Origin of the sequence: Pseudomonas sp. YuFO8, from assembly GCF_035065025.1 — a bacterium.
Taxonomy (GTDB): Bacteria; Pseudomonadota; Gammaproteobacteria; order Pseudomonadales; family Pseudomonadaceae; genus Aquipseudomonas; species Aquipseudomonas putida_AE.
On record NZ_JAXDEQ010000004.1, the window covers coordinates 168,759 to 190,090 of the forward strand.

The following is a 21,332-nucleotide window of genomic DNA, read 5'->3' on the forward strand; positions in this document are numbered from 1 at the left end:
CTACACTCGGCTAGACATCACCATTCCAGTGAAATACCAGATTGCGCGCGGTTCCCGTGCCAACATCCGTGGTATCACGCCGCTGTTCACCAGCACGGGTCGCAACCACCGTGTACTTGCCAGGAGGCAGCTGGACGTAAACCAGCGGACCCGCTTGAGTCAGGGTCAACACGCTCTGTCCCTGCGCGTTATGAATGACTACATCGACGTCCGGAATATATTTGTTCTCGACGCCGACAGAGAACGTCATATGCAGGTTGTAACCGGTGGTTTGCTGTATCGCTTTCGCCTCATCCTCACCGATACCACCAGACAGGTAGGTAATTCCGTTTTGTTCCTGCCGTTGAACCTGCACGCCCGAATTGTCGATCGGCTCGAGGCTGGCAGCGTGCGGTGCAATCGGAAACATCAACACACCGATGGCGACAAAGGGCAGGAACAGTGACTTCACAGATTTCATGATGACGACTCCCGGGCTCCATGGAACCCAATCGTTACTCAATTTTGATTTCCGGCGCCGTCGTCGTGTTCTAGAACGATTTGTACTTGGAGCCACTACGAAACGTACTACGTGAATCGCTCCGTCACCCTTCACGCCTATCAGTCCGGTCCTTCGGTCTTTTCAGCTGCGCCCTGCAGCATCGACCCATGCTCTCTTGCCATTCTCTTCTGCCTGTTCAGCTTATTGCGGAAGACTCCATGAGCGCCCTCGTCCCCGATGACACACAAGACCCAAAAATCACCTCACTGCTTGGCAATCTTGGTGAGCTGATCCGCCAGGCACGAAAGAAGGTGTTGCGCGCGGTCGATACCATTCAAGTGCAAAGCTGCTGGCAAATCGGTCGGCATATTGTCGAATTCGAGCAGGAAGGAGCCCGGCGGGCGGGGTATGGAAAACAATTGCTTTCGACCTTGGCCAAGGTACTTACAGCGGAATTCGGCAAGGGCTTCGACGCCTCCAACCTTCGGTATATGCGCCTGTTCTACCAAGCGTTCCCAATTTGTGACGCACTGCGTCACGAATTGAGCTGGACCCACTATCGCAGGCTGCTAAGAGTCGACAACGAAAACGCCCGCCTCTGGTACATGAACGAGTCTGCCACCCAAAACTGGTCAAGCCGAGCGCTGGAGCGCCAGATCAATACCCTGTACTACGAACGTCTTTTGGCGAGCCGCGATCGCTGCCCCGTCATTCAGGAAGCAACCACCAATATTCAGCAAATGAAGGCCAGCCCTCGGGACTTCATCCGCGATCCGGTTGTGCTGGAATTCCTTGGCCTGCCCAGTGCCGGCAGGCTTCAGGAAAGCGAGATCGAACAGGCTCTGATCGAACAGTTGCAGGATTTCCTGCTCGAACTGGGCAAGGGCTTTGCTTTCATCGCCCGGCAACAGCGCATCAGCACCGAGAGCAAGGACTTCTACATCGATCTGGTTTTTTACAACTACCTACTCAAGTGCTTCGTCATCTTCGATATCAAGCGTGGTGAACTGACCCATCAGGATGTAGGCCAGATGGACATGTACGTGCGCATGTACGACGACCTCAAGCGGGGAGAAGAAGACGGCCCCACTGTCGGCATCATTCTCTGCGCGCAAAAGGATGAGTCCGTAGTGCGCTACTCAGTGCTGGAGGGCAACGAACAATTATTTGCCAGCAAATACCAACTGGTACTGCCGAGCGAGGAAGAGTTACGCGCGGAACTGGATCGAGAGCGGGCAGTGCTTGAAGAGCGCCTTCATCAGGAACCGTGATGGATTGTTCATACGCGGCGTGAAGACTATTGTTGTCAGCTACCCGCAAAGGTCCGACGCCAATGAATGTGCAGGACATGGCATCCCTCGCCCCCACTCAAATCGAGCTGCCGCTAACGACTGGCGCTTCGGGCGAACCGTTCAAGCAACCCGCCGCCGACGGTTTCGTCCTTGGCGGCTTCACCTGGCGGCATGCGGAGCCGGACGCTTCCCGGGCAGTCGTCATCATCAACGCCGCCACATCGGTGCGCTGCCGACACTACTCGCGCTTCGCCGATTACCTGTTTGCCAACGGCTTCGATGTCATCACCTACGACTACCGCGGCATCGGCGAATCACGGCCCGCATCGATGAAAGGACTGAAGGCGTCCTGGTCCGACTGGGGCGCCCTGGACTTCGAGGCGATGCTCAAGCGCGCACAGCGTGAGTTTCCAGGTCAGCCGATCGATGTGGTCGGTCACAGCTTTGGTGGCTGTGCAGCGGGGCTGGGAGCGTCCGGACAGCTAATCCGTCGCCTGGTGACGGTCGGCGCGCAATTCGCTTACTGGCGCGACTATGAACCCGCTCATCGCTGGCGGATGTTTGGCAAGTGGCATGTGGTGATGCCGCTGGTGACGATGCTCTGCGGCTACTTTCCCGGCAAACGCCTCGGCTGGCTGGAAGACACGCCAGCCGGTGTAGTGCGCGACTGGAGCACGCCCACCGCGCGTTACGAGAAGCGTCCCAGCGGCCAGGACATTCATGTCAGACACTTCGCTGCCGTCACCGCGAAAACCCTGGCGATCAGCCTCAGCGACGATCCCTACGGCACAATCCCGGCCATCGAACGCCTGCTCGGCTACTTCACCGCCAGCACCAACACTCACCTGCGCATTACCCCCCAAGACATCGGCGAGCAGGAAGTTGGTCATTTCGCCTTTTTTCGCAGCGCATACCAAGCCACACTATGGCCCATTGCACTGTCCTGGCTGCAAAACGGCGAGCTGGCCCCCGACACACCCGGGCGGACAGTGCCTCGCCGCTGAGTCACCTGCCCTTTTAATCGAATTACGGAACGACGCCCATGGCCTCCGCCAACAAGCAACATAAACGCGCCTCCCGCGCCAAGGCCAAGGCCAAGCAGAACCGCACCCAGCGAGCTGCTGCGCCGGTCGAGCTGGACCCGAACGACGATCGCATCGACTTCGAGTCGGTGGACCTGACCGAACTGTTCAAGAAAATGATCGACGCCGAGAAGCTCAGCCAGCAGGCCATGTGCACGGCTTTCCTCGAAGACCCGCTGCTGGAGCTGGTGTACGAGCAGGAAGGTGAAGAAGGCGCGATGGACTTTATCCTCGCCGCGCTGATCGAATATCGCCAATGGTCCACCGAAACCGACGAAGCCGGCGCTTTGGCGTGGATCGAATCCCCAGCCTTCCAGGCTGACTACGTGGCGGCGTCCGACGCCATTGCTGCGCAAACCCAACAGAAACCGAACTGAGTTCCCATGGCCTCCCTGAACAAGCAACAGAAACGCGCCAAGCGCGCAAAAGCCAAAGCCAAGCAGATCAACATCCACGGCCGCAAACCCGCCGCGCTGGACGATGACCTTGGCCACCTCGCCGAGCCGATCCCGGAATACACCCTGGCGATGTTCAGCAAAATGCGCGACGCGGAAGCCGTCAGCCGCAGCGAAATGCTCTCGGTGTTGCTGACGAACCTGGCCTTTATCATCATCGACCATCCAGAACTGCTGGACATGGAAAACGCCGACGACGAAGGCATGGCCGCCACCCACCTGGCCGCCGACATGCTGATCGACTACCGCATGTGGGCCGACGGCATGGACCGCGAGACCGCCCAGGCATGGTTGAGCGAGCCACAGTTCATCACCGATTTCAGCGCTGCACTGGATGTCTACCGCGAGTCGCTGGAAGCGCCGGAAGAAAAAGCCGAATAAAGGTTACGACTCAAACAAAAACGGCCGCTTGTCATCACTGACAGCGGCCGTTTTTGGTCCTGAATCGAGCGCACTCCTTCAGTCAGCCACAATGTATATCCCATTGACATATCCAAAACAAAACCTATCCTTTGGACTTATTGCGCCAGCAAAAGCGCAGGAGGCCCAGATGGAACAGACAACTCTTTTCATGAGCAATCGAAGCCAGGCGGTTCGCCTGCCGAAAGCTGTAGCCATGCCGAACGACGTGAAACGAGTCGACGTCGTCGCCGTCGGTCGAAGCCGCATCATCACGCCCGCTGGTGAAACCTGGGACAGTTGGTTCGATGGCGAAAGCATTACGGCAGACTTCATGGCCGATCGCGAGCAACCCGCCGATCAGGAGCGTGATTCGTTCTGATGATCAAGTACATGCTCGATACCAACATTTGCATCTTCACCATCAAGAACAAGCCACAAATGGTACGGGAGGCGTTCAACCGTCATCACGGCCAACTGTGCATCAGTGCGGTCACGTTGATGGAGCTGATTTACGGCGCGGAAAAATCGGCAGCCCCCGAAAGAAACCTGGCGGTCATCGAGGGATTCGCCGCCCGACTTGAAGTCCTTCCCTTCGACAACGAAGCAGCAGCACACACTGGAATGATTCGATCCGAACTTGCAAAGGCAGGCAAACCCATAGGTCCGTACGACCAGATGATTGCCGGGCACGCACGCTCGCGCGGGTTTATCGTGGTCACCAACAACCTGCGGGAGTTTGAGCGCGTTCCGGGGTTACGCGTAGAAGACTGGGTTCATGCCGAATGAACACAAAGCAATCGACACAAACAAAAACGGCCGCTTGTCATCACTGACAGCGGCCGTTTTGCATTACGCGGTACGAATCAGCTCAGCACTACCGCGCCACGCTTCTCCAGTTTGCGCCGACGCGCTACCAGCAAGCCGGCAGCGACGACCATAACGGCCAGCAGGCCGGTCGCGAGGATCTCCACGCGGTGAGCTTCCTGGAACAGCATGATGGTCAGGGCCGCGACGATGAACACGATCACCGCGTAGGTCAGGCCCGGGAACAGCCACATGCTGAACACGATTTTCTCACCGCGAGCCATGCGCTGCTTGCGCATGCGCAGTTGCGAGATCGCAATCACCAGGTACACCAGCAGCGCAATGGCGCCGGAGCTGGCCAGCAGGAACTCGAACACCGCAGCCGGAGCCACGTAGTTGGCGAATGTGGCCAGGAACGCTGCGCCAGTAGACAGCATGACTGCCCAGTATGGCGTGCCGCTCTTGTTGGTGCGGGTGGACATGGCCGGTGCATCACCGCGCTTGCCCAGGGAGAACAGCATGCGCGACGAGGTGTAGAGCGCCGAGTTCAGGCAACTGGTCACGGCGACCAGAACCACGATGTCAACGATCATCTTGGCGTTCGGAATGCCCATGCGCTCAAGCACGGTCTGGTAGGAGCCGAGGCTGGCCAGGACCGGGTCGTTCCATGGCACCAGGGCCACGACGATGAAGATCGAGACGAGGTAGAACAAGCCGATCCGCCAGATCACCGAGTTGGTGGCCTTGGAGATTTGCTTGCCTGGGTTCTTCGATTCCGCGGCCGCGATGGTCACGATCTCGGTACCCATGAAGGAGAACATGGTGGTCAAAATGGCACCCAACACCGCGCCCATGCCGTTTGGCAGGAAGCCTTGGGTATCGAACAGGTGGGAAACGCCGCTAACCTGGCTGCCTGGCAGAAAGCCGAAGATCGCCATGACGCCGAGCACAATAAAACCGATGATCGCCAGGACCTTGATCAGGGCGAACCAGAACTCGAACTCGCCGTAGTTCTTCACGCTGAACAGGTTGGTCACGGTCAGCAGCATGGTGATGACCAGGGCGAAGGCCCAGATGTCCACGCCAGGGAACCAGGCATGCAGGATGGTGGCGGCGGCGTTGGCTTCCAACGGGATGACGAGCACCCAGAACCACCAGTACAGCCAGCCGATAGTGAAGCCGGCCCAGTGACCGATCGCGCGATCGGCATATGTCGAGAAGGAGCCCGTGTCCGGCGAGGCGACAGCCATTTCACCGAGCATGCGCATCACCAACACCACCAGCATGCCGGCGGCCGCGTAAGCCAGGAGCACGGCCGGGCCTGCTGCAGCGATGGCGTGGCCCGAGCCAACGAACAGGCCGGCACCGATAACCCCGGCAATCGACAGCATGGTGACATGCCGCGGTTTGAGCCCCTGTTCGAGGCCGTTAGAGCTTTGGGTACTGCTCATTGAAACTACCTTTGTAAGGAAAAGCGAATGCGTGCATCCCGCTTGTGTTCCTTCTTGTAAAAAGAAACAAACGGGGCGTTCCGGAATCTGCACGCAATATTTGCGCCAAAATGTTTCAAACCCTTCTAACCCGGGAATTTCGCCCGGACCGGACAGTCATCGCAAGCCATTGATATTAATGGCACTTTGCCAGAACGTTACCCTGCGACTCACTTTATGGACGAACCAGCGCACCGGAAACACACCCCAAAATCCCTCGACGCACAATAAAAGGGCAGATCCGCCACCTTTGGCCGGTTAGCGCTTCCAACCCCCCGCCAAAGCTGGCAACATCGCGCCCTTTTTTACGCGACAGCCACCACGCTTTTATCTGAAAGCAGGGTTCAAACGGCTGTTCGGTTGTTGATGGGGCGACAGTCTGCTGCGCCGATGCGACAACCTGCCACATGCCACCCGTTTACTGCCCGTAGCGCTGTTGGCTGCCTTTGAAACGCTATGCTAGCTTGGCCGCCTCGCCAGGAAGGCGACCAACAGCAGGAGCGAATACACAATGAGGAACGCACATGGCTGAGGCCACGCCCGCGCTTGAAATCCGCAACTTGCACAAACGCTACGGCTCGCTGGAGGTGCTCAAGGGCATCTCGCTGACCGCCCGCGACGGCGACGTGATCTCGATCCTCGGCTCCTCCGGCTCCGGCAAGTCCACGTTCTTGCGCTGCATCAACCTGCTGGAAAACCCGCACCAGGGCCAGATCCTGGTGGCCGGCGAAGAACTCAAGCTCAAGGCCGCGAAGAACGGCGAACTGGTCGCTGCCGACGGCAAGCAGATCAACCGCCTGCGCAGCGAAATAGGTTTTGTGTTTCAAAACTTTAACCTGTGGCCGCACATGAGCGTGCTCGACAACATCATCGAGGCCCCGCGCCGCGTGCTCGGCCAGAGCAAGGCCGAAGCCATCGAAGTCGCCGAAGCCCTGCTGGCCAAGGTCGGCATCGCCGACAAGCGCCACGCCTACCCGGCGCAGTTGTCCGGCGGCCAGCAACAGCGCGCGGCTATCGCCCGCACCCTGGCCATGCAGCCCAAGGTCATCCTGTTCGACGAGCCCACCTCCGCGCTTGACCCGGAAATGGTCCAGGAAGTACTTAATGTCATCCGCGCACTGGCCGAAGAAGGCCGCACCATGCTGCTGGTCACCCATGAGATGGGCTTTGCCCGTCAGGTCTCCAGCGAAGTGGTGTTCCTCCACCAGGGCCTGGTAGAAGAGCAAGGATCGCCACAGCAGGTATTTGAAAACCCGCTTTCGGCGCGCTGCAAACAATTCATGTCCAGCAACCGCTAACGGAGCTAACCGCATGCAGAATTTCAAGAAGGTCTTCCTGGCCGCCGCCGTTACCCTGGCGTTCAGCGCCGGTGCCATGGCTGAAACCCTGAAGATGGGCATCGAAGCGGCCTACCCGCCGTTCAACAACAAAGATGCCAGCGGCAATGTCGTCGGCTTCGACAAGGAAATCGGCGACGCCCTGTGCGCCAAGATGAAAGTCGAGTGCACCGTCGTGACCTCCGACTGGGACGGCATCATACCGGCCCTGAACGCCAAGAAGTTCGACTTCCTGATCTCCTCGATGTCGATCACCGACGAGCGCAAGCAAGCGGTGGACTTCACCGACCCGTACTACTCCAACAAGCTGCAGTTCATCGCGCCTAAAAGCGTCGACTTCAAGACCGACAAGGACTCGCTGAAAGGCAAAGTGATCGGCGCACAGCGCGCGACGCTGGCGGGTACCTGGCTGGAAGACAACATGGAAGGCGTTGAAGTCAAACTCTACGACACCCAGGAAAACGCTTACCTGGACCTGACTTCCGGTCGTTTGGACGGCATCCTGGCCGACAAGTACGTCAACTACGAGTGGCTCAAGAGCGACGCCGGCAAATCCTACGAGTTCAAAGGCGACCCGGTGGAAGAAAGCGACAAGATCGGTATTGCTGTCCGCAAGAACGACCCGATCCGCGCGAAGCTGAACCTCGCACTGAAAGAAATCGTTGCTGACGGCACCTACAAGAAGATCAACGACAAGTACTTCCCGTTCAGCATCTATTGATCCTGACCTGCCTGACCGGCGCCTGATGGCGCCGGTTCACGGTATTGCCTGCCGCGATTTGAAAAGAAATCCATGATTATCGACCTCTACGGATTCGGCCCGGCGCTCGCCGCTGGCGCGCTGATGACTGTGAAACTGGCACTCTCGGCCCTGTGCCTGGGGCTGGTGCTCGGTCTGCTCGGCGCCTTGGCCAAGACTTCCCCGTACAAGCCGTTGCAATGGCTTGGCGGCACCTATTCGACACTGGTTCGCGGCATCCCGGAACTGCTCTGGGTACTGTTGATCTACTTCGGCACGGTCAACCTGATGCGCGCCCTGGGCGAGTTTTTCGGCAACCCTGACCTTGAGCTCAATGCCTTCGCTGCCGGTGTGATTGCACTGGGCCTGTGCTTTGGCGCCTACGCCACGGAAGTGTTTCGCGGCGCGATCCTCGCCATCCCCAAAGGCCACCGTGAAGCCGGTGTGGCCCTGGGCCTGTCGAAATTTCGCATCTTCACCAAGTTGATCATGCCGCAGATGTGGCGTATCGCCCTGCCCGGCCTGGGCAACCTGTTCATGATCCTGATGAAAGATACGGCGCTTGTTTCGGTGATCGGCCTGGAAGAAATCATGCGTCACGCGCAAATCGGCGTGACCGTGTCCAAGCAACCGTTCACCTTCTATATGGTTGCTGCGTTCATGTACCTGAGCCTGACCATCCTGGCCATGACCGGCATGCACTTCCTGGAAAAACGCGCCGCTCGCGGCTTCGCGAGGAGCACTCAATGAACTGGGAAGTCATCATCAAGTGGCTGCCGAAACTGGCCCAGGGCGCAACCCTGACCCTGGAACTGGTGGCCATTGCCGTCATCGCCGGCCTGCTGCTGGCGATTCCCCTGGGTATCGCGCGTTCCTCGCGCCTGTGGTGGGTGCGGGCGTTTCCCTACGGCTACATCTTCTTTTTCCGTGGTACGCCGTTGCTGGTGCAACTGTTCCTGGTCTATTACGGGCTGGCGCAGTTCGACGCGATCCGTACCAGCGCCATGTGGCCTTACTTGCGCGATCCGTTCTGGTGCGCCACGGCGACCATGACCCTGCACACCGCGGCCTACATCGCCGAGATCCTGCGCGGGGCCATCCAGGCGATTCCACCGGGCGAGATCGAAGCGGCGCGCGCCCTGGGCATGTCCAAAACCAAGGCGCTGATCTTCATCATGCTGCCCCGTGCCGCGCGCATCGGCCTGCCGGCCTACAGCAACGAAGTGATCCTGATGCTCAAGGCCAGCGCCCTGGCCAGCACCGTGACCCTGCTGGAACTGACGGGCATGGCCCGCACCATCATCGCCCGGACCTACCTGCCGGTGGAGATCTTCTTCGCCGCCGGCATGTTCTATCTGTTGATGGCCTACGTGCTGGTACGCGGCTTCAAGCTGCTGGAGCGCTGGTTGCGCGTCGATGCCTGCCAAGGGCGTTGATCCCCAAGTGCTGACGGGCGAGGAACTGCTCGCCCGTTTCACTGCGCTGGATACTTTTCTGACAGCGCATCAGGCGCTGTGGAAACCACGGCCGTTCACTCATCTGCAGCTGCCATGGGAAACCTCCTACCCCGAACTGGCCACCTGGCTACGCGGGCGGTCGCTGGACGAGGCGGAAGGCGCTCACAACCACCCTGCCCTTGTGGATGCGCCGCAGCCTTTTGCTTCGCTGGCGGCCATGTCACTGGCGCTGAGTGCGGTGGATGAATTGCCTGCTTATGCGCTCGAAGCGCCAGCTCATCGACTGAATGTGGATGTGCCGGGGCGCAAGTGGCAGCAAATCGAAGCCTTTGCCAGCCGACTGCACTTTGACGATACCGCCACGCACTGGCTGGACTGGTGCTCGGGCAAGGGACACCTGGGTCGACGCCTTCTGCAAACTGGGCAGCAACTGACCTGCCTGGAATACGATCCGGCGCTGGTAACCAGCGGCCAGGCGCTCAGCCTGCGGCATCGACTGCACGCGTTGCATGTCGAACAGGACGTACTGGCGGCCGATGCGGCGTTGCTGTTGGAAGATCAGCACACACCCGTCGCTCTGCACGCCTGCGGCGATTTGCATGTGCGACTGATCCGGCTCGCCAGTGCAGCCGGTTGCAAGCAACTCGCCATCGCCCCTTGTTGCTACAACCGGACCAGCCTTGGCCGGTACTCACCGATATCCTCAGCCGCCGAACGCTCTGACCTACAGCTGTCCCTCGACGATCTGGGGCTGCCGATGAGTGAAACCGTCACCGCCGGCGCTCGCGTAAGACGCCAACGCGACATCTCGATGGCCCGACGCCTGGGTTTCGACTTGCTGCAAAGACAGCTGCGAGGCGTTGACGAGTACCTGCCGACCCCATCCCTGGCCAGCGCCTGGCTGGAAAAACCCTTTGCCGAATACTGCCAACACCTGGCCGATCACAAGGAGTTATCCACAATCGGCGCCCAGGATTGGCCCGCACTCGAAGCCGCCGGTTGGCAGCGCCTGGCCCAGGTCCGCAATCTAGAGCTTGTGCGCGGGCTTTTCCGACGCCCGCTGGAGCTTTGGCTGGTGCTGGATCGGGCATTATTCCTACAAGAGCAGGATTACACCGTTCGCCTCGGCACCTTCTGCGAAACCTCGCTCACACCGCGCAACATTCTTCTGCTGGCGGAACGTTCTTAACGCCACACAGCCTGTGGATAACTCTGTTGATGAAATATTCATGGATCCAATCTTTACAGCTGTTTCAGCCCTGATACGGCACTGTTCAGATTTCATACAAAGAATAAAAAACCAGAAAAACAGGCATTTGCGAGCTAATGAGAACGGATCCACAAAAGCACTGTTAACCGGGTGAAGCGCAAATCCCGTTGTGCATAAGCATTCGAACAAAAGACATAAACCATCGACAGATGGGCAACAGCACACGCATGAAACAGCGGCTCTGGCACATCGTTTTGCACCCCGTCATGACGCTCGGCAAGCATTGGAAACACTCGATCAAGCACCGCGCAAAAATAGTCTGAATTCAGGGGTTTACAGAACCTTCCCAATCGCTATAATCGTCGCCCTGACATGCCGGTATAGCTCAGATGGTAGAGCAACTGACTTGTAATCAGTAGGTCCCGGGTTCGATTCCTGGTGCCGGCACCATATTCAAAGCCCCGCAATGCGGGGCTTTGTCGTTTCTGGGGTTATGCTTTACTCCTTTTCACTAATCGCCAGCGTCCACAAACTGTCCACATCTCAATCCAAAATCTTCTTGAACAGGTTTTGGATCTCTACGCCAGAAAGATTTATCAGGTTCCGATTGCCAGCAATCGTCTGTTTCAAATACACAACTCCACCCGCTTCCCATCCACCTTCATCACTAGGCAGTACGTGAGAGATGAGGTCGATATTCAGCACCCACTCCTGAGCCTTAATGTCTTTCAAATTTACAAAAGCCATATCGCATTCCTTTTCAGCATTACCCTGACACAGAAGCCAGGGGGTTGAGGTTAACCACTTCCGCCAGGTGTCCCGGACTGAAGTGGGCATAACGCATCGTCATCGCCAGGGATGAATGTCCCAGGACACGCTGCAATGTAAGAATATCTCCGCCATTCATCATGTAATGACTCGCGAAGGTATGACGCAGAACGTGAGTCAATTGCCCCGCCGGCAGCTCCAGCCCGATCGCATCGACCGACTTCTCGAATTTTTTGTAGCTCACAGGGAAAGGCAGCTCCCCTTTGAGCAAATTGGCCAAGCTGTCGGAGATTGGCACAACTCGATTTTTTGAGGACTTCGTGCGAGTGAAGTGGATGCGCTTATCGCGTACCTGGTTCGGTTTGAGACCTTCTGCCTCCGACCAACGCGCCCCAGTCGAAAGACAGATCCTGGCGATCAAGCCTGCTGCCTTTGAACTCGAGTCGAGGCTGGCGAGCAATGGAGGAATTTGCGCTGCACTCAGATAGGCCATTTCCGTTTCGTCGAACTTCAACGCCCGCATCTTCCCCAGCGGGTTATCCCCCTGCCATTCCCCAAGCCGCTCAAGCTCATTGAATACAGCGCGCAGGTAAGCCAGTTCGTGGTTCAACGTATTTGCGCTGACGGGTTTCGCCTCTTCACCCTTCTTGCGACCACTGCCAATCTTTTCGCGGTTGTATTTGCCAGCCAGGCGATCGGCCCGGTAAGTCGTAAAATGGCTGGTGCTGAAATCTGCCGCACATGGATCCCCCATCCGCTCAGCCATGCTCTGCAGCGCACGCTTTCGCTCTTCACCTCGTTTCAGCGTGCGGCCATGGCTGTCAAACCAGAGCGTTATCAGCGCGGACAACCGCCGCTCGTCTCGCTTCTGCTTTTTCTCAAATTCCCCCCTGGCACCGTCCCCATGATCCGGTTCTGATAATTCAAGGCTTCGTTTTTGGTACGCAGGATCTTCCGAATTCTAGGACCATTACGCCCTTCCGGCCGTCAGTCTACTTCATACCGGCCGTCTTCAAGTTTCTTGACCGTCATAGCCGAGCCAGCACCGCGACATCTCTGAGAGTCCCAGTCGCTGTCAACGATAGCCGTGACTTTGAAACAGTCATCAGGGCCCTTGCGGACTGCGGGTATGTGGGATTTTGGCGAGTGCTTAATGCTCAATATTTCGGAGTTCCCCAGCAACGTCGCCGAGTATTCCTGGTCGAAGGTTATCGAAGAATGCCCCCCATCGAGTTCCTGGCTGACGCCGCGCCAGTGGACGCAATACCTCCAGCGTCTCGCTCGATCCAGTGGCCACGGCCAGCGGATGCCTGGGCTACCAATACTCTATTGGCAAACAAAGCCGGATCTCAGATCACTATGGGCTGTACCACTTTCGTCGCTCACCCGCACGGATGGGATCAGATGGCTGAGCGGCAGCGAGCGTCTGAAGATGATGGGTTTTGTCTCAGACTGGATGCGGCCAACCTTGCGGAAGCTTTCGCTGCCGGAAATGCCGTTGTTACGCAGGTTGCGGAGTGGGTTGGGCGGGGGTTGATTAGAGTGGGTTGAATCTTTGATCGAGAAAACCGCTTCAGTCAAAGTTGGAGCGGCTTACCGGTGCATACGTGCCTTAAGGAAACAGACGCCAATCGTTGTCTGTGAAGCGCTGGGCTAAAGGCCTTGCTTGATTAATTTGCTTCGTAGCCACCACCATCGGCGCTTGAAAAAACCGACATCGCTAAAAACTTTTCCTTTGCTTCCAAAGAAATTACCACCTGCCATTCTGAAGTACGTACCCTCTCGACCGAAATTCATCTGCACTAACGTTCTGGCTATCGTGGCAAATGTTTTAGGCTCGAATTTGGCAATATCTCGCGCATCAAGACGATGAGGCAGAGGCAAGCTGTAATCTTCACAGTCAATTGGTTCGAAGTTGCCTGCTGGAGTTACTACCCCAAACTCTATAATGGTAACCGCATGCGGACTGTTATTAGTAATTGTGACTGAATCGGTCGATTTCTCTCGAAAAACAGAAATAGATGTTCCGGTTCTAATTAAGCTGATCACAGAAATAATGACTGCGCACCCAGAGAAAACTAGAGCAACGATATCTTTCATGCTGATTTCCATGCTGAACGCCATCAGAGCTTATAAACCTGAACTTACACCTTTCATTTTTCGCGACCGCCACTGAGGCCTGAAATATATGACAAAGAAGACATTCACTCGATGCTCCGATCACGACACCATTCGAATACTGGCAACAAAAAAGGCGCCATAGGCGCCCTCAACGTAAAAATTGCCAATTAGACGGCAAGCTCTCGCAACGCTGCTGTGGCCAAAAAACCTGAACGAGAAGAGTAGCGGTGATCTTTGTTAACTTTTTCATCGATACGTAACAACAGATTTTCAGGCAGAGAAGCGTTAAATCTAACTGACTTACCAAGATATGGAGTTAGATCGAAATCGACCACTGCCCATACACCACCTTCGTAATCTTGATTATCTAAGTGCGCATCTACTTCCTTTCCTTGTGGTAGAGCATCACCGTCAGCAACCAACCCTTCTAAATGTAGCGCCAGTGCTTCGTGTACATTTTCGAGTGCTTCCGAGAAGGTGCTACCGGACGAAAAGCATCCAGGCACGTCGGGAATAGTCACCCCGTAATCAGAATCAGCGTCTTTATGTAATACGACTGGAAATTTCATTAGTGCACTCCCTTGAGTTGCAAGCGTGCTATACGCTTTTCAATCGGTTGAGCCAGAGCAAGCGTCCGTCTAAGGACAGTCACTATTACCTAACCGATCCACCGAAAGCCCCATCTGCAGGGCTTCAGGCGGTTCGTTCGGCCTCATTTGAGGCCGGCGGACTTCAAAATACTATGTAGCGTTCCTTTAGCAATTTCAGACTTGGGGTGTGGAACTGTCACCCGGCCTGGCTTGGTGGGATGCTTGAATTGGTGATGGCTGCCCTTTACGGCCACCTCCTCCCAACCATCCGCCAGCATCAAATCAATCACCTCTCTACTCCGCATCCTGTCCCTCCCCTTGCTCCGATGTTGTGTATAGTACACACGAATGACAAATCAGTCAATGTCGAATACACACAATACACACAGAGTCACCTTCGTCAGTTAGATCCGAACGATCCAAAGAAAAAGGGAGTGAGAACGCACTTTTCCCCCTCCCGCCGACGGGCCTCGCATCCGTTTTTTGTGCAACGCAGCAGGAGGTGCAATCAGGGCTCCGGAACAGGCAGGCGTTGGGCCGGAGGCAGGAAAGAGGTATTTCACTCATTGAAGGTCTATGTAGGTTTGTGAAAGCGGGCCAGCCTTGGAACGTCCACATTCCGTCCACACCCATTAAGAATACTTGCTGAACATCGTTGAAATAATCACGGAAAATGCAGGTTTCGCAGCTTTTTCTAATGTTCATTGCGCAACTGCATGGACTTGTAATCAGTAGGTCCCGGGTTCGATTCCTGGTGCCGGCACCATACAAAACAAAGGCTCGCAGCGATGCGGGCCTTTTGTTTGTCTGCGATAAGCTCACCTCATCTTTCGTGCAGATGCTTTTTCAAGAACGACCGGGTTCGTTCGTGGACCGGGTTCTGCAAGATCTCTGCTGGCGCCCCTTCCTCTACTACAACCCCACCGTCCATAAAGACAATCCTGTCTGCCACTTCGCCTGCAAAACGCATTTCATGCGTGACGATCAACATGGTCATATGCTCGGCCGCAAGTTGCTTCATAACCAGGTTGACCTCCTCGACGAGCTCAGGGTCCAGTGCCGAGGTGGCCTCGTCGAACAGCATGACTTTCGGCTGCATGGCCAGTGCCCTGGCGATGGCTACGCGCTGCTTCTGTCCCCCTGACAGCCGAGAAGGATACTCGTCGAACTTGTTGGCCAACCCGACTTTTGACAAGTATTCCAGTGCCAGCTCACGTGCTTCCTTTTTCGTAAGCCCTTTGAGTTTTATCGGGCCAAGGGCGATGTTTTCATACACGGTCAAATGCGGAAATAAATTGAAGTGCTGAAAAACCATGCCCATCTGCTGGCGCACAGCATTGATATGCTGTTCAAACGCACGACCTTTCAATGGCCGATTGACTTGCTCACCTTCCAGCCAGATCTCTCCGTCGTTCAGTACTTCCAGGTGGTTGATTGACCGCAGAAGTGTGCTTTTGCCGGAACCACTGGGGCCGATAATGGCGATTATTTTTCCGCGAGGTACGCAAAGATCGATGCCCTTGAGTACTTCAATTGCTCCGTAGGCCTTGCGAGCGCCCTTCACCTCAACCATGAATTCATTTTTGGTCATCGTGACATCTCTACCTTTCTTTCGAGAAGATGCAGGCCGGCCTCGAGAACAAGATTGGCTGCATAGTAAATAACCGCGACCGTCAGATAGAACTCAAACGGGCTATAGGTCTCGCTCACGGCAAGTTGCGCGCTATACACCAACTCGGCAATACCGATGATGGAAACCAGTGATGTGTCCTTTAACAAGACAATCAGGTTATTTCCAAGCGGCGCAATAGTACTACGCAGCGCTTGTGGCACGATGATGTAGCGCTGAGTCTGCCCGCGACTGAAACCAATGGACCGGGCACCTTCGATTTGACCAGGGTCTACTGACATCACGCCAGCCCGAATGACGTCGGCATTGTAGACGGCGAAGTGCAGGCTAAGGCCTATGATGCCTGCCACCAGTGCAGGAATATCGATCCCCACTTGCACAAGACCGTAATAGATCAAATACAACTGCAGCAGGAGTGGAGTTCCCATGAGCAGCCAGGTAATAAAGCGCACGGGTAGCGCCAGAAGCTTAGGCGCATAAAGAACGATGAGTGCAAAGGCTACCCCGGCGATCAAACTCAATATGCTTGAGCTTAAAAACATTACGACTGTCCACCAGAGGCCCGTCGCCAGCAATTCGGAATAGGGAGTAACGATACTAAGATCCAGGTTTTGCATCTGTATGCTCTCACCTTGCCGCGAAGCGATTATCGAGGTAGTCAACAACAAATCTGACCGAATAGACCATCACGATATAAAGCAGTGCAGACACCATGAAAATCTCAAAAGGCTTGTACGTTGAACTGATAAAGCGTTGCGCGGTATATGAAAGTTCAACCACGGAGATCGTCGACACCAATGCAGAACCTTTGATAAGCGCGACAGCATTTACGCCCAGCGGCCTGATCATCAGCTTTGCCGCTTGTGGCAGCTTGATGTGCCATAACGTCTGGCCCCGCCCGAAACCAATTGAACGTGCAGCTTCTTCCTGGCCAGGATCGACGTTGATGATGGCGCCACGAATGGATTCGGCCATGTAGGCCGCGATGTTCAGGCCCAAGCCGATCACGCCTGCGGCAAAGGGCTCCAATTCAACCCCGACCTGCGGCCCGCCAAAGTAAATGATGAACAGCTGGACCAGACAGGGAGTGCCGCGAAAAACGCTGATGTAGATTCTTGCGAGGCTGCGAAAGATGAGAAAAGTGGACAACCGCGCAGCGACCAGCACGATGGCGACCAGGAAACCCAGTAGCAGTGCAAGTACCGAGATTTGCACCGTGATCCAGGCCGCTTCCAGAAAAAACGGGAATGTGCGCTGTATGAGTGTCAGATCCATGGAAACGCTCAGAAAAGGCCGATTGACTGGCCCGATGAAAAAGTCGGGCCAGGCTAAAGATGAATTAGCGGATATCGTTGCCAATCCATTTCATGGAGATCTTTTCGTAAGTGCCATCGGCGAGCATTTCTTCAAGCGCCTTCTGCATCGTCGCCTTGAGCTCAGGGTTATTCTTGCGCAGTGCAATACCCATACCTTCAATGCCACCATCGCTCTCGGGTGGAGTAATGATGCGAACCTTCTGCCCGGTTTCCTTGACGGCGACCAGCACCGGAACACTGTCCATCACCAGCGCGTCGATACGACCGGCATCCAGATCAACCAGCATTTCCTGAAGACCCTTGTACGATCTCACCTTCAGGTTGCCGCGAGCCCTGGCCCATTTATCGTGGGCATCCCCCAGCGTGACGCCAACCACAACATCCTTGAGATCATCAAAACTTTTGATCGAAGAGCTGTCCTTCACCACGATCGTGCGGCCAGCGTGGTAATAGGGCCCAACGAAATCCACGGCCTTCTGGCGTTCCGGCGTAATGGTCATGGACGCGATGATGGCGTCGTATTTTTTCGCCAGAAGACCGGCAATGATCCCGTCGAACGGGGTCGTGATGATCGTCACTTTTACCCCCATCCGCTCAGCTAGTGCCTCGCTGATGGAGGCGTCGAATCCGACAACCTGGTTATTCTCGTTAACAAAGCTGAAGGGAACGTATTGCCCGCTCATCGCAATACGAATCTCTTGGGAATCCTGAATTGACTTCAAATCATCAGCGTGAACAGCGGAGGTAAAAACCAGTGCCGCCACCACCACAGTGGAAGCGACAATCAAGTCCTTGAGCCTTTTAGTTAGCATCGGATGGCACCTCGGAAGAATTATTATTTATTGTTTTGGGGCTCTTCACCCAGCCTTCAGGAAAATCTTTGCATAGGCTATTTTGGAAAGCACCCAGCAAGGTGCCAGCCTGCCTGACACATTGCCGGAGTTGACCGACACTATGCCGGGAAGGCAGCGTGCGAAGAGACTGATCAACCAGGACCCTTGCTGCACGCCCCCGATTTTGACCCCTTACTGGAGTGCGGCCTTGAAGCTTTCGTCCAGGACTTCAAGGAGGAAATCAGCATTCTTCTGACTGAAAATCATCGACGGACGCATTTTCAGGACATTGTCATAGGGGCCTTCAGTACCGATCAAAACGCCTCGCTCCCTGGCACCATCGGCTACTTTTTTCGCCAGCGCCGTGGCTGGAATTTTCGTTTTGCGATCGGTGACAAGTTCTATTCCGAGAAAAAGACCCAGCCCGCGCACATCGCCTATTGCATCGTATCGCCGCTGTAACTTACTGAAGCCGTCGAGCAGATAGTTGCCAACGGTCAGTGCGTTGAGTTTCAAGTCATCGCGCTCAATCACATCGAGTACCGAGAGCCCTACAGCACATGAAACCGGACTACCGGCGAAGGTATTGAAGTACTCCATGCCATTGTTGAAGCTGTCTGCCATTTCGCGCGTAGTAACAACCGCCGACATGGGATGCCCATTGCCAATGGGTTTGCCCATGGACACTGCGTCGGGAACGACGCCCTGGGTTTCAAATGCCCACCAGTGGCTGCCAACACGACCGAAGCCGACCTGGACTTCGTCCGCCAGGCAAAGACCACCCTCTGCGCGAACCATTGCATAGACTTCTTTCAAGTAGTTATCCGGGAAGAACAGTTGCCCGGCGACACTTGGAATGGACTCCGCCAAAAAGAATGCCGGGGATCGACCTTGCTTGCGCATGAGCTCAATCTGATCCGCCACACTCTCAGCGAAACGCTTGCCGAGCTCCTCGTACGGCCAATCTTGCTCAGCTCGATAAGCATCCGGGACGACCGCTTCGAACACATGGTCTGCACGTCCTTTACCGGCCTTGCGCTTATATTTGTAAGGGCTGAGATCGATCAGCTCCTGTGTCGTGCCGTGGTAGGCCCAATCCAGCACAATGGCGTCGTTACGACCCGTGTGATTGCGCGCCATCCGGAGCATGAGGCTGTTGGCTTCACTGCCTGAACAGCCGAAGGAAGCGACCGCCAAACCTTCAGGTAACGTCGCGGTGAGCCGCTCTGCGTACTCCACGATATTGTCGTGCAGATAACGCGTGTTGGTGTTCAGGCGTGCGGCTTGGCGTGAAAGCGCTTGCACCACATCTGGATGGGAGTGGCCGAGATGGCACACGTTATTGAAGCAGTCCAGATACGCTCTGCCGAAGTTATCGATCAACCAAACCCCATCACCGCGTACGAACTTGATCGGATCTGAATAGGAAATCGACAAGTTTGGAAGCAGCAGTTCCTTACGCTTGGCAACGATCTCAGCCTTGGTGCAGCCGTCCTGGCTGTAGGTTTCCGGAGCAATCCCGGCGAGGGTCGATGCATCGGGAAAAAGGTCGGCCCAAACCTCAAGATAAGCCCGCTCACCGACGCCAATGAACTCGCTGGCTTTCAACCCGGTGTCCGTGGACATCTGAAAATGTACATGGGGGATCCACCCACCGTTTTCCGTATCCGCGCCCATGTATCCAACCAGCGCGCCAGCCTCAAGTCGGTCGCCGGGTTTAAGTCGCGCCAGCGCTTCATGGGCCATGTGACCCCACAGGGTCAGGAAGGGAGGGCAATCTTCAGGCGAGTGCTCGAGCATGATCAAACCGCCATAGCCAAGCGGCTCAGGCTCGACCTCGACGCTCTGCACCACACCGGCAACAGGCGTATAGAGAGGTGTGCCGGCGGGCATGATCAAATCGACACCGACGTGAATGATCCGACGCTGCCCTTCAATGAAGCGCGATTCGAATGCCGTGTCGGTGTAGATGGTCCTTTCCTCGCCCCAGGGTCCGATGCCGAGCGGCACCTTGTGCTCGGCAGAAAACTCATTCCACCACTGGGTTGCCTGCGCTGGACGCTGCTCGGCCGAGGCGATCGTCATTACGTGCGAAGCATCCCCGAATGGAGCGATCGCCTTGTTCATGGTCGCCGCAGATGGACGCACGATATCCGCAAAAGACTTACTGTTTTCAGCCACCCAGCGGCGAACCGCACCGGCGCCTTCGATCGCGTCAAAACCACAGGCTTTGCGCAGGATCGCCGTCGCCAGTCGAGGGTTCATGCGATCCATCCTCTCCAGGAGGCGCCAGGCCGGCGCTTCGCTGATGGCAAGGTAGGGATTGTCTTGCGTCTGGCCGTATCGCAATGCCGACAACGTGACGCTCGTGACCAGGCGCATCGCAATGAGATTGAAGAGGACGTCGACCTCCTCGGGATGCAGAGGGTACTTCTCATGGAAACCGGCCGTGAGGGCAGCGGCCGCGCCGATTGGATCTTCCATGTCGAGGATGGAATAAGCACAGGTGATGGCTACTTCGGCAATCATTATCGTATGGACGGCATCGCCGAAATCGATGATGCCCGAGACTTTCTGATGGTTGCAGGAATCGACGAGGATGTTCCAGTCATTGCCGTCATTGTGTATGACCTGTGTGCGCAAACGCGCAAGCTTGGGTTGAACGGTTCTTTCGAACCTGTCAATGAACCGTTCCAGAATCGCCCTTTTGTCCGCGTCTTTCACGAAATGCAAGCGTGAGCGCGAACGTGCGGCGTGACGCAAATCCCAGTCGAGATCACGTACCGCGCCCGGATGAATGAAGCCCTGAAGTGCACGATCTACCTCTGCGAAAGATTGACCGAGGCTGCGCATCAATTCGAACGTACGAGGGACCTCGGCAAGTGGCGTTCCGTGCAACCAGCCGACCAGGCGAACCGCATGGGTTTCGCCAGAAGGTGCCACTGCCGAGGCGAGGAAATCACCCGCCAGGCTTTTCTTGAGAAAGGGCACGGCAAGCTCTGGGCTGCAACTGGCAAGGTGACTGAGAATGGCCGTCTGAAACTCGCTTTCAACACGCGGTTCCGTCGAGTTGACGACTTTCAGAATCCACCCCGCATCGGTGCCTGTCCTCAACCGATAGTTGCGGTCTCGTTCACCGTCCAGTGGCGTGGCTGTGCCGATAACGTCGAAAAGCTGCTCACCGAGCTTTTCGGCTTCCGCCGTCGAGAACTGGGGGGCGGGATGGGAAAGATTAGTCATGGTAATTGTTTTCCAGGCCATTTTTTTCAGATAGCTTGGCACGCGGAGCCTTGGACGGCAGTAGGTATGCGGTCGGCTTTGGCCT

General features: G+C 56.2%; 24 protein-coding genes and 1 tRNA gene. 13 read left to right on the forward strand and 12 right to left on the reverse strand.

The window, feature by feature from the left end; translation table 11 throughout:
• Nucleotides 1-10: 10 nt before the first annotated feature.
• The gene (locus SOP95_RS05690) at nt 11-460 is read right to left on the reverse strand and encodes a carboxypeptidase regulatory-like domain-containing protein (protein WP_323606519.1); all 450 of its coding nucleotides are present in this window, start codon (nt 458-460) and stop codon (nt 11-13) included.
• Between the two features lie 239 nt (nt 461-699).
• On the opposite strand from SOP95_RS05690, the gene SOP95_RS05695 reads away from it, so the two are divergent.
• From SOP95_RS05695 to vapC, 6 genes are all read left to right on the forward strand, one after another.
• A complete protein-coding gene (locus tag SOP95_RS05695) occupies nt 700-1,752 on the forward strand; it encodes a PDDEXK nuclease domain-containing protein (RefSeq protein WP_323606520.1) in 1,053 nt (350 codons plus the stop codon).
• Between the two features lie 62 nt (nt 1,753-1,814).
• On the forward strand, nt 1,815-2,777 hold the full coding sequence (locus tag SOP95_RS05700; protein ID WP_323606521.1) for an alpha/beta hydrolase family protein: 963 nt from the start codon (nt 1,815-1,817) through the stop codon (nt 2,775-2,777).
• 38 nt (nt 2,778-2,815) lie between these two features.
• The gene (locus tag SOP95_RS05705; protein ID WP_274075134.1) at nt 2,816-3,232 is read left to right on the forward strand and encodes a hypothetical protein; all 417 of its coding nucleotides are present in this window, start codon (nt 2,816-2,818) and stop codon (nt 3,230-3,232) included.
• Between the two features lie 6 nt (nt 3,233-3,238).
• Complete coding sequence (locus SOP95_RS05710; protein WP_274075133.1) at nt 3,239-3,691, forward strand: hypothetical protein; 453 nt, start codon at nt 3,239-3,241, stop codon at nt 3,689-3,691.
• A gap of 169 nt (nt 3,692-3,860) precedes the next feature.
• Nucleotides 3,861-4,091 (forward strand): type II toxin-antitoxin system VapB family antitoxin, encoded by a 231-nt coding sequence (vapB, locus tag SOP95_RS05715; protein ID WP_274075132.1) that lies wholly within the window; start codon nt 3,861-3,863, stop codon nt 4,089-4,091.
• Nucleotides 4,091-4,498 (forward strand): type II toxin-antitoxin system tRNA(fMet)-specific endonuclease VapC, encoded by a 408-nt coding sequence (gene vapC, locus SOP95_RS05720; protein WP_046815298.1) that lies wholly within the window; start codon nt 4,091-4,093, stop codon nt 4,496-4,498. The genes vapB and vapC overlap by 1 nt, the downstream gene beginning before the upstream one ends.
• A 77-nt stretch (nt 4,499-4,575) precedes the next feature.
• Here vapC and gabP read toward each other — a convergent pair whose 3' ends face one another.
• Nucleotides 4,576-5,967 (reverse strand): GABA permease, encoded by a 1,392-nt coding sequence (gene gabP, locus SOP95_RS05725; RefSeq protein WP_274075130.1) that lies wholly within the window; start codon nt 5,965-5,967, stop codon nt 4,576-4,578.
• A 563-nt stretch (nt 5,968-6,530) separates the two neighbouring features.
• Here gabP and SOP95_RS05730 point away from each other — a divergent pair.
• The 6 genes from SOP95_RS05730 to SOP95_RS05755 all read left to right on the forward strand — a co-directional run bounded on the left by SOP95_RS05730 (nt 6,531) and on the right by SOP95_RS05755 (nt 11,199).
• Nucleotides 6,531-7,304: an ABC transporter ATP-binding protein gene (locus SOP95_RS05730; RefSeq protein ID WP_007972784.1), complete on the forward strand. Its 774-nt coding sequence runs from the start codon at nt 6,531-6,533 to the stop codon at nt 7,302-7,304.
• Nucleotides 7,305-7,317: 13 nt separating this feature from the next.
• Entirely contained in the window at nt 7,318-8,064 is a 747-nt protein-coding gene (locus tag SOP95_RS05735) for an ABC transporter substrate-binding protein (protein WP_274075129.1), read from the forward strand.
• A gap of 72 nt (nt 8,065-8,136) precedes the next feature.
• A complete protein-coding gene (locus tag SOP95_RS05740) occupies nt 8,137-8,832 on the forward strand; it encodes an ABC transporter permease (RefSeq protein ID WP_046815302.1) in 696 nt (231 codons plus the stop codon).
• On the forward strand, nt 8,829-9,518 hold the full coding sequence (locus tag SOP95_RS05745) for an ABC transporter permease (RefSeq protein ID WP_274075128.1): 690 nt from the start codon (nt 8,829-8,831) through the stop codon (nt 9,516-9,518). Before SOP95_RS05740 ends, SOP95_RS05745 begins: the two co-directional genes overlap by 4 nt.
• Complete coding sequence (locus SOP95_RS05750) at nt 9,499-10,728, forward strand: methyltransferase (protein ID WP_323606522.1); 1,230 nt, start codon at nt 9,499-9,501, stop codon at nt 10,726-10,728. Before SOP95_RS05745 ends, SOP95_RS05750 begins: the two co-directional genes overlap by 20 nt.
• A gap of 395 nt (nt 10,729-11,123) precedes the next feature.
• Nucleotides 11,124-11,199, forward strand: a tRNA-Thr gene (locus tag SOP95_RS05755).
• A gap of 93 nt (nt 11,200-11,292) precedes the next feature.
• Here SOP95_RS05755 and SOP95_RS05760 read toward each other — a convergent pair.
• Together SOP95_RS05760 and SOP95_RS05765 are read right to left on the reverse strand one after the other, a co-directional pair.
• Entirely contained in the window at nt 11,293-11,496 is a 204-nt protein-coding gene (locus SOP95_RS05760) for a hypothetical protein (RefSeq protein ID WP_323606523.1), read from the reverse strand.
• Nucleotides 11,497-11,515: 19 nt separating this feature from the next.
• Complete coding sequence (locus SOP95_RS05765) at nt 11,516-12,367, reverse strand: phage integrase (RefSeq protein WP_323606524.1); 852 nt, start codon at nt 12,365-12,367, stop codon at nt 11,516-11,518.
• Between SOP95_RS05765 and SOP95_RS05770 the strand changes: the two genes are divergently transcribed.
• The gene (locus SOP95_RS05770; protein ID WP_323606525.1) at nt 12,259-13,068 is read left to right on the forward strand and encodes a DNA cytosine methyltransferase; all 810 of its coding nucleotides are present in this window, start codon (nt 12,259-12,261) and stop codon (nt 13,066-13,068) included. The genes SOP95_RS05765 and SOP95_RS05770 overlap by 109 nt on opposite strands.
• Nucleotides 13,069-13,170: 102 nt before the next feature.
• On the opposite strand, the gene SOP95_RS05775 is transcribed toward SOP95_RS05770, so the two are convergent.
• The 8 genes from SOP95_RS05775 to SOP95_RS05810 form a co-directional block, all read right to left on the reverse strand.
• Nucleotides 13,171-13,617, reverse strand: coding sequence for a hypothetical protein (locus SOP95_RS05775; RefSeq protein WP_323606526.1), 447 nt, complete (start codon nt 13,615-13,617; stop codon nt 13,171-13,173).
• A gap of 188 nt (nt 13,618-13,805) precedes the next feature.
• Complete coding sequence (locus tag SOP95_RS05780; RefSeq protein ID WP_323606527.1) at nt 13,806-14,207, reverse strand: type II toxin-antitoxin system HicB family antitoxin; 402 nt, start codon at nt 14,205-14,207, stop codon at nt 13,806-13,808.
• Nucleotides 14,208-14,350: 143 nt separating this feature from the next.
• Complete coding sequence (locus SOP95_RS05785; protein WP_150747378.1) at nt 14,351-14,533, reverse strand: type II toxin-antitoxin system HicA family toxin; 183 nt, start codon at nt 14,531-14,533, stop codon at nt 14,351-14,353.
• 518 nt (nt 14,534-15,051) lie between these two features.
• A complete protein-coding gene (locus SOP95_RS05790; protein WP_323606528.1) occupies nt 15,052-15,819 on the reverse strand; it encodes an amino acid ABC transporter ATP-binding protein in 768 nt (255 codons plus the stop codon).
• Nucleotides 15,816-16,475, reverse strand: a complete 660-nt coding sequence (locus SOP95_RS05795) for an amino acid ABC transporter permease (RefSeq protein ID WP_274075121.1) — start codon at nt 16,473-16,475, stop codon at nt 15,816-15,818. Before SOP95_RS05795 ends, SOP95_RS05790 begins: the two co-directional genes overlap by 4 nt.
• Nucleotides 16,476-16,485: 10 nt before the next feature.
• Nucleotides 16,486-17,133 carry an amino acid ABC transporter permease gene (locus tag SOP95_RS05800; RefSeq protein ID WP_274075120.1) on the reverse strand — a complete coding sequence of 216 codons (648 nt, stop codon included), beginning with the start codon at nt 17,131-17,133 and terminating at the stop codon, nt 16,486-16,488.
• Nucleotides 17,134-17,197: 64 nt separating this feature from the next.
• Complete coding sequence (locus SOP95_RS05805; protein ID WP_323606529.1) at nt 17,198-17,986, reverse strand: ABC transporter substrate-binding protein; 789 nt, start codon at nt 17,984-17,986, stop codon at nt 17,198-17,200.
• A 213-nt stretch (nt 17,987-18,199) separates the two neighbouring features.
• Nucleotides 18,200-21,247, reverse strand: coding sequence for an aminotransferase class III-fold pyridoxal phosphate-dependent enzyme (locus SOP95_RS05810; protein ID WP_323606530.1), 3,048 nt, complete (start codon nt 21,245-21,247; stop codon nt 18,200-18,202).
• Between the last annotated feature and the right edge of the window lie 85 nt (nt 21,248-21,332).

Excerpts from the sequence above, each read along its gene's own strand:
- SOP95_RS05690 (WP_323606519.1), bottom strand. The coding sequence starts at position 460 with ATGAAATCTGTGAAGTCACTGTTCCTGCCCTTTGTCGCCATCGGTGTG.
- SOP95_RS05695 (WP_323606520.1), top strand. The coding sequence starts at position 700 with ATGAGCGCCCTCGTCCCCGATGACACACAAGACCCAAAAATCACCTCA.
- SOP95_RS05700 (WP_323606521.1), top strand. The coding sequence starts at position 1,815 with ATGAATGTGCAGGACATGGCATCCCTCGCCCCCACTCAAATCGAGCTG.
- SOP95_RS05705 (WP_274075134.1), top strand. The coding sequence starts at position 2,816 with ATGGCCTCCGCCAACAAGCAACATAAACGCGCCTCCCGCGCCAAGGCC.
- SOP95_RS05710 (WP_274075133.1), top strand. The coding sequence starts at position 3,239 with ATGGCCTCCCTGAACAAGCAACAGAAACGCGCCAAGCGCGCAAAAGCC.
- vapB (WP_274075132.1), top strand. The coding sequence starts at position 3,861 with ATGGAACAGACAACTCTTTTCATGAGCAATCGAAGCCAGGCGGTTCGC.
- vapC (WP_046815298.1), top strand. The coding sequence starts at position 4,091 with ATGATCAAGTACATGCTCGATACCAACATTTGCATCTTCACCATCAAG.
- gabP (WP_274075130.1), bottom strand. The coding sequence starts at position 5,967 with ATGAGCAGTACCCAAAGCTCTAACGGCCTCGAACAGGGGCTCAAACCG.
- SOP95_RS05730 (WP_007972784.1), top strand. The coding sequence starts at position 6,531 with ATGGCTGAGGCCACGCCCGCGCTTGAAATCCGCAACTTGCACAAACGC.
- SOP95_RS05735 (WP_274075129.1), top strand. The coding sequence starts at position 7,318 with ATGCAGAATTTCAAGAAGGTCTTCCTGGCCGCCGCCGTTACCCTGGCG.
- SOP95_RS05740 (WP_046815302.1), top strand. The coding sequence starts at position 8,137 with ATGATTATCGACCTCTACGGATTCGGCCCGGCGCTCGCCGCTGGCGCG.
- SOP95_RS05745 (WP_274075128.1), top strand. The coding sequence starts at position 8,829 with ATGAACTGGGAAGTCATCATCAAGTGGCTGCCGAAACTGGCCCAGGGC.
- SOP95_RS05750 (WP_323606522.1), top strand. The coding sequence starts at position 9,499 with ATGCCTGCCAAGGGCGTTGATCCCCAAGTGCTGACGGGCGAGGAACTG.
- SOP95_RS05760 (WP_323606523.1), bottom strand. The coding sequence starts at position 11,496 with ATGGCTTTTGTAAATTTGAAAGACATTAAGGCTCAGGAGTGGGTGCTG.
- SOP95_RS05770 (WP_323606525.1), top strand. The coding sequence starts at position 12,259 with ATGGATCCCCCATCCGCTCAGCCATGCTCTGCAGCGCACGCTTTCGCT.
- SOP95_RS05775 (WP_323606526.1), bottom strand. The coding sequence starts at position 13,617 with ATGAAAGATATCGTTGCTCTAGTTTTCTCTGGGTGCGCAGTCATTATT.
- SOP95_RS05780 (WP_323606527.1), bottom strand. The coding sequence starts at position 14,207 with ATGAAATTTCCAGTCGTATTACATAAAGACGCTGATTCTGATTACGGG.
- SOP95_RS05785 (WP_150747378.1), bottom strand. The coding sequence starts at position 14,533 with ATGCGGAGTAGAGAGGTGATTGATTTGATGCTGGCGGATGGTTGGGAG.
- SOP95_RS05790 (WP_323606528.1), bottom strand. The coding sequence starts at position 15,819 with ATGACCAAAAATGAATTCATGGTTGAGGTGAAGGGCGCTCGCAAGGCC.
- SOP95_RS05795 (WP_274075121.1), bottom strand. The coding sequence starts at position 16,475 with ATGCAAAACCTGGATCTTAGTATCGTTACTCCCTATTCCGAATTGCTG.
- SOP95_RS05800 (WP_274075120.1), bottom strand. The coding sequence starts at position 17,133 with ATGGATCTGACACTCATACAGCGCACATTCCCGTTTTTTCTGGAAGCG.
- SOP95_RS05805 (WP_323606529.1), bottom strand. The coding sequence starts at position 17,986 with ATGCTAACTAAAAGGCTCAAGGACTTGATTGTCGCTTCCACTGTGGTG.
- SOP95_RS05810 (WP_323606530.1), bottom strand. The coding sequence starts at position 21,247 with ATGACTAATCTTTCCCATCCCGCCCCCCAGTTCTCGACGGCGGAAGCC.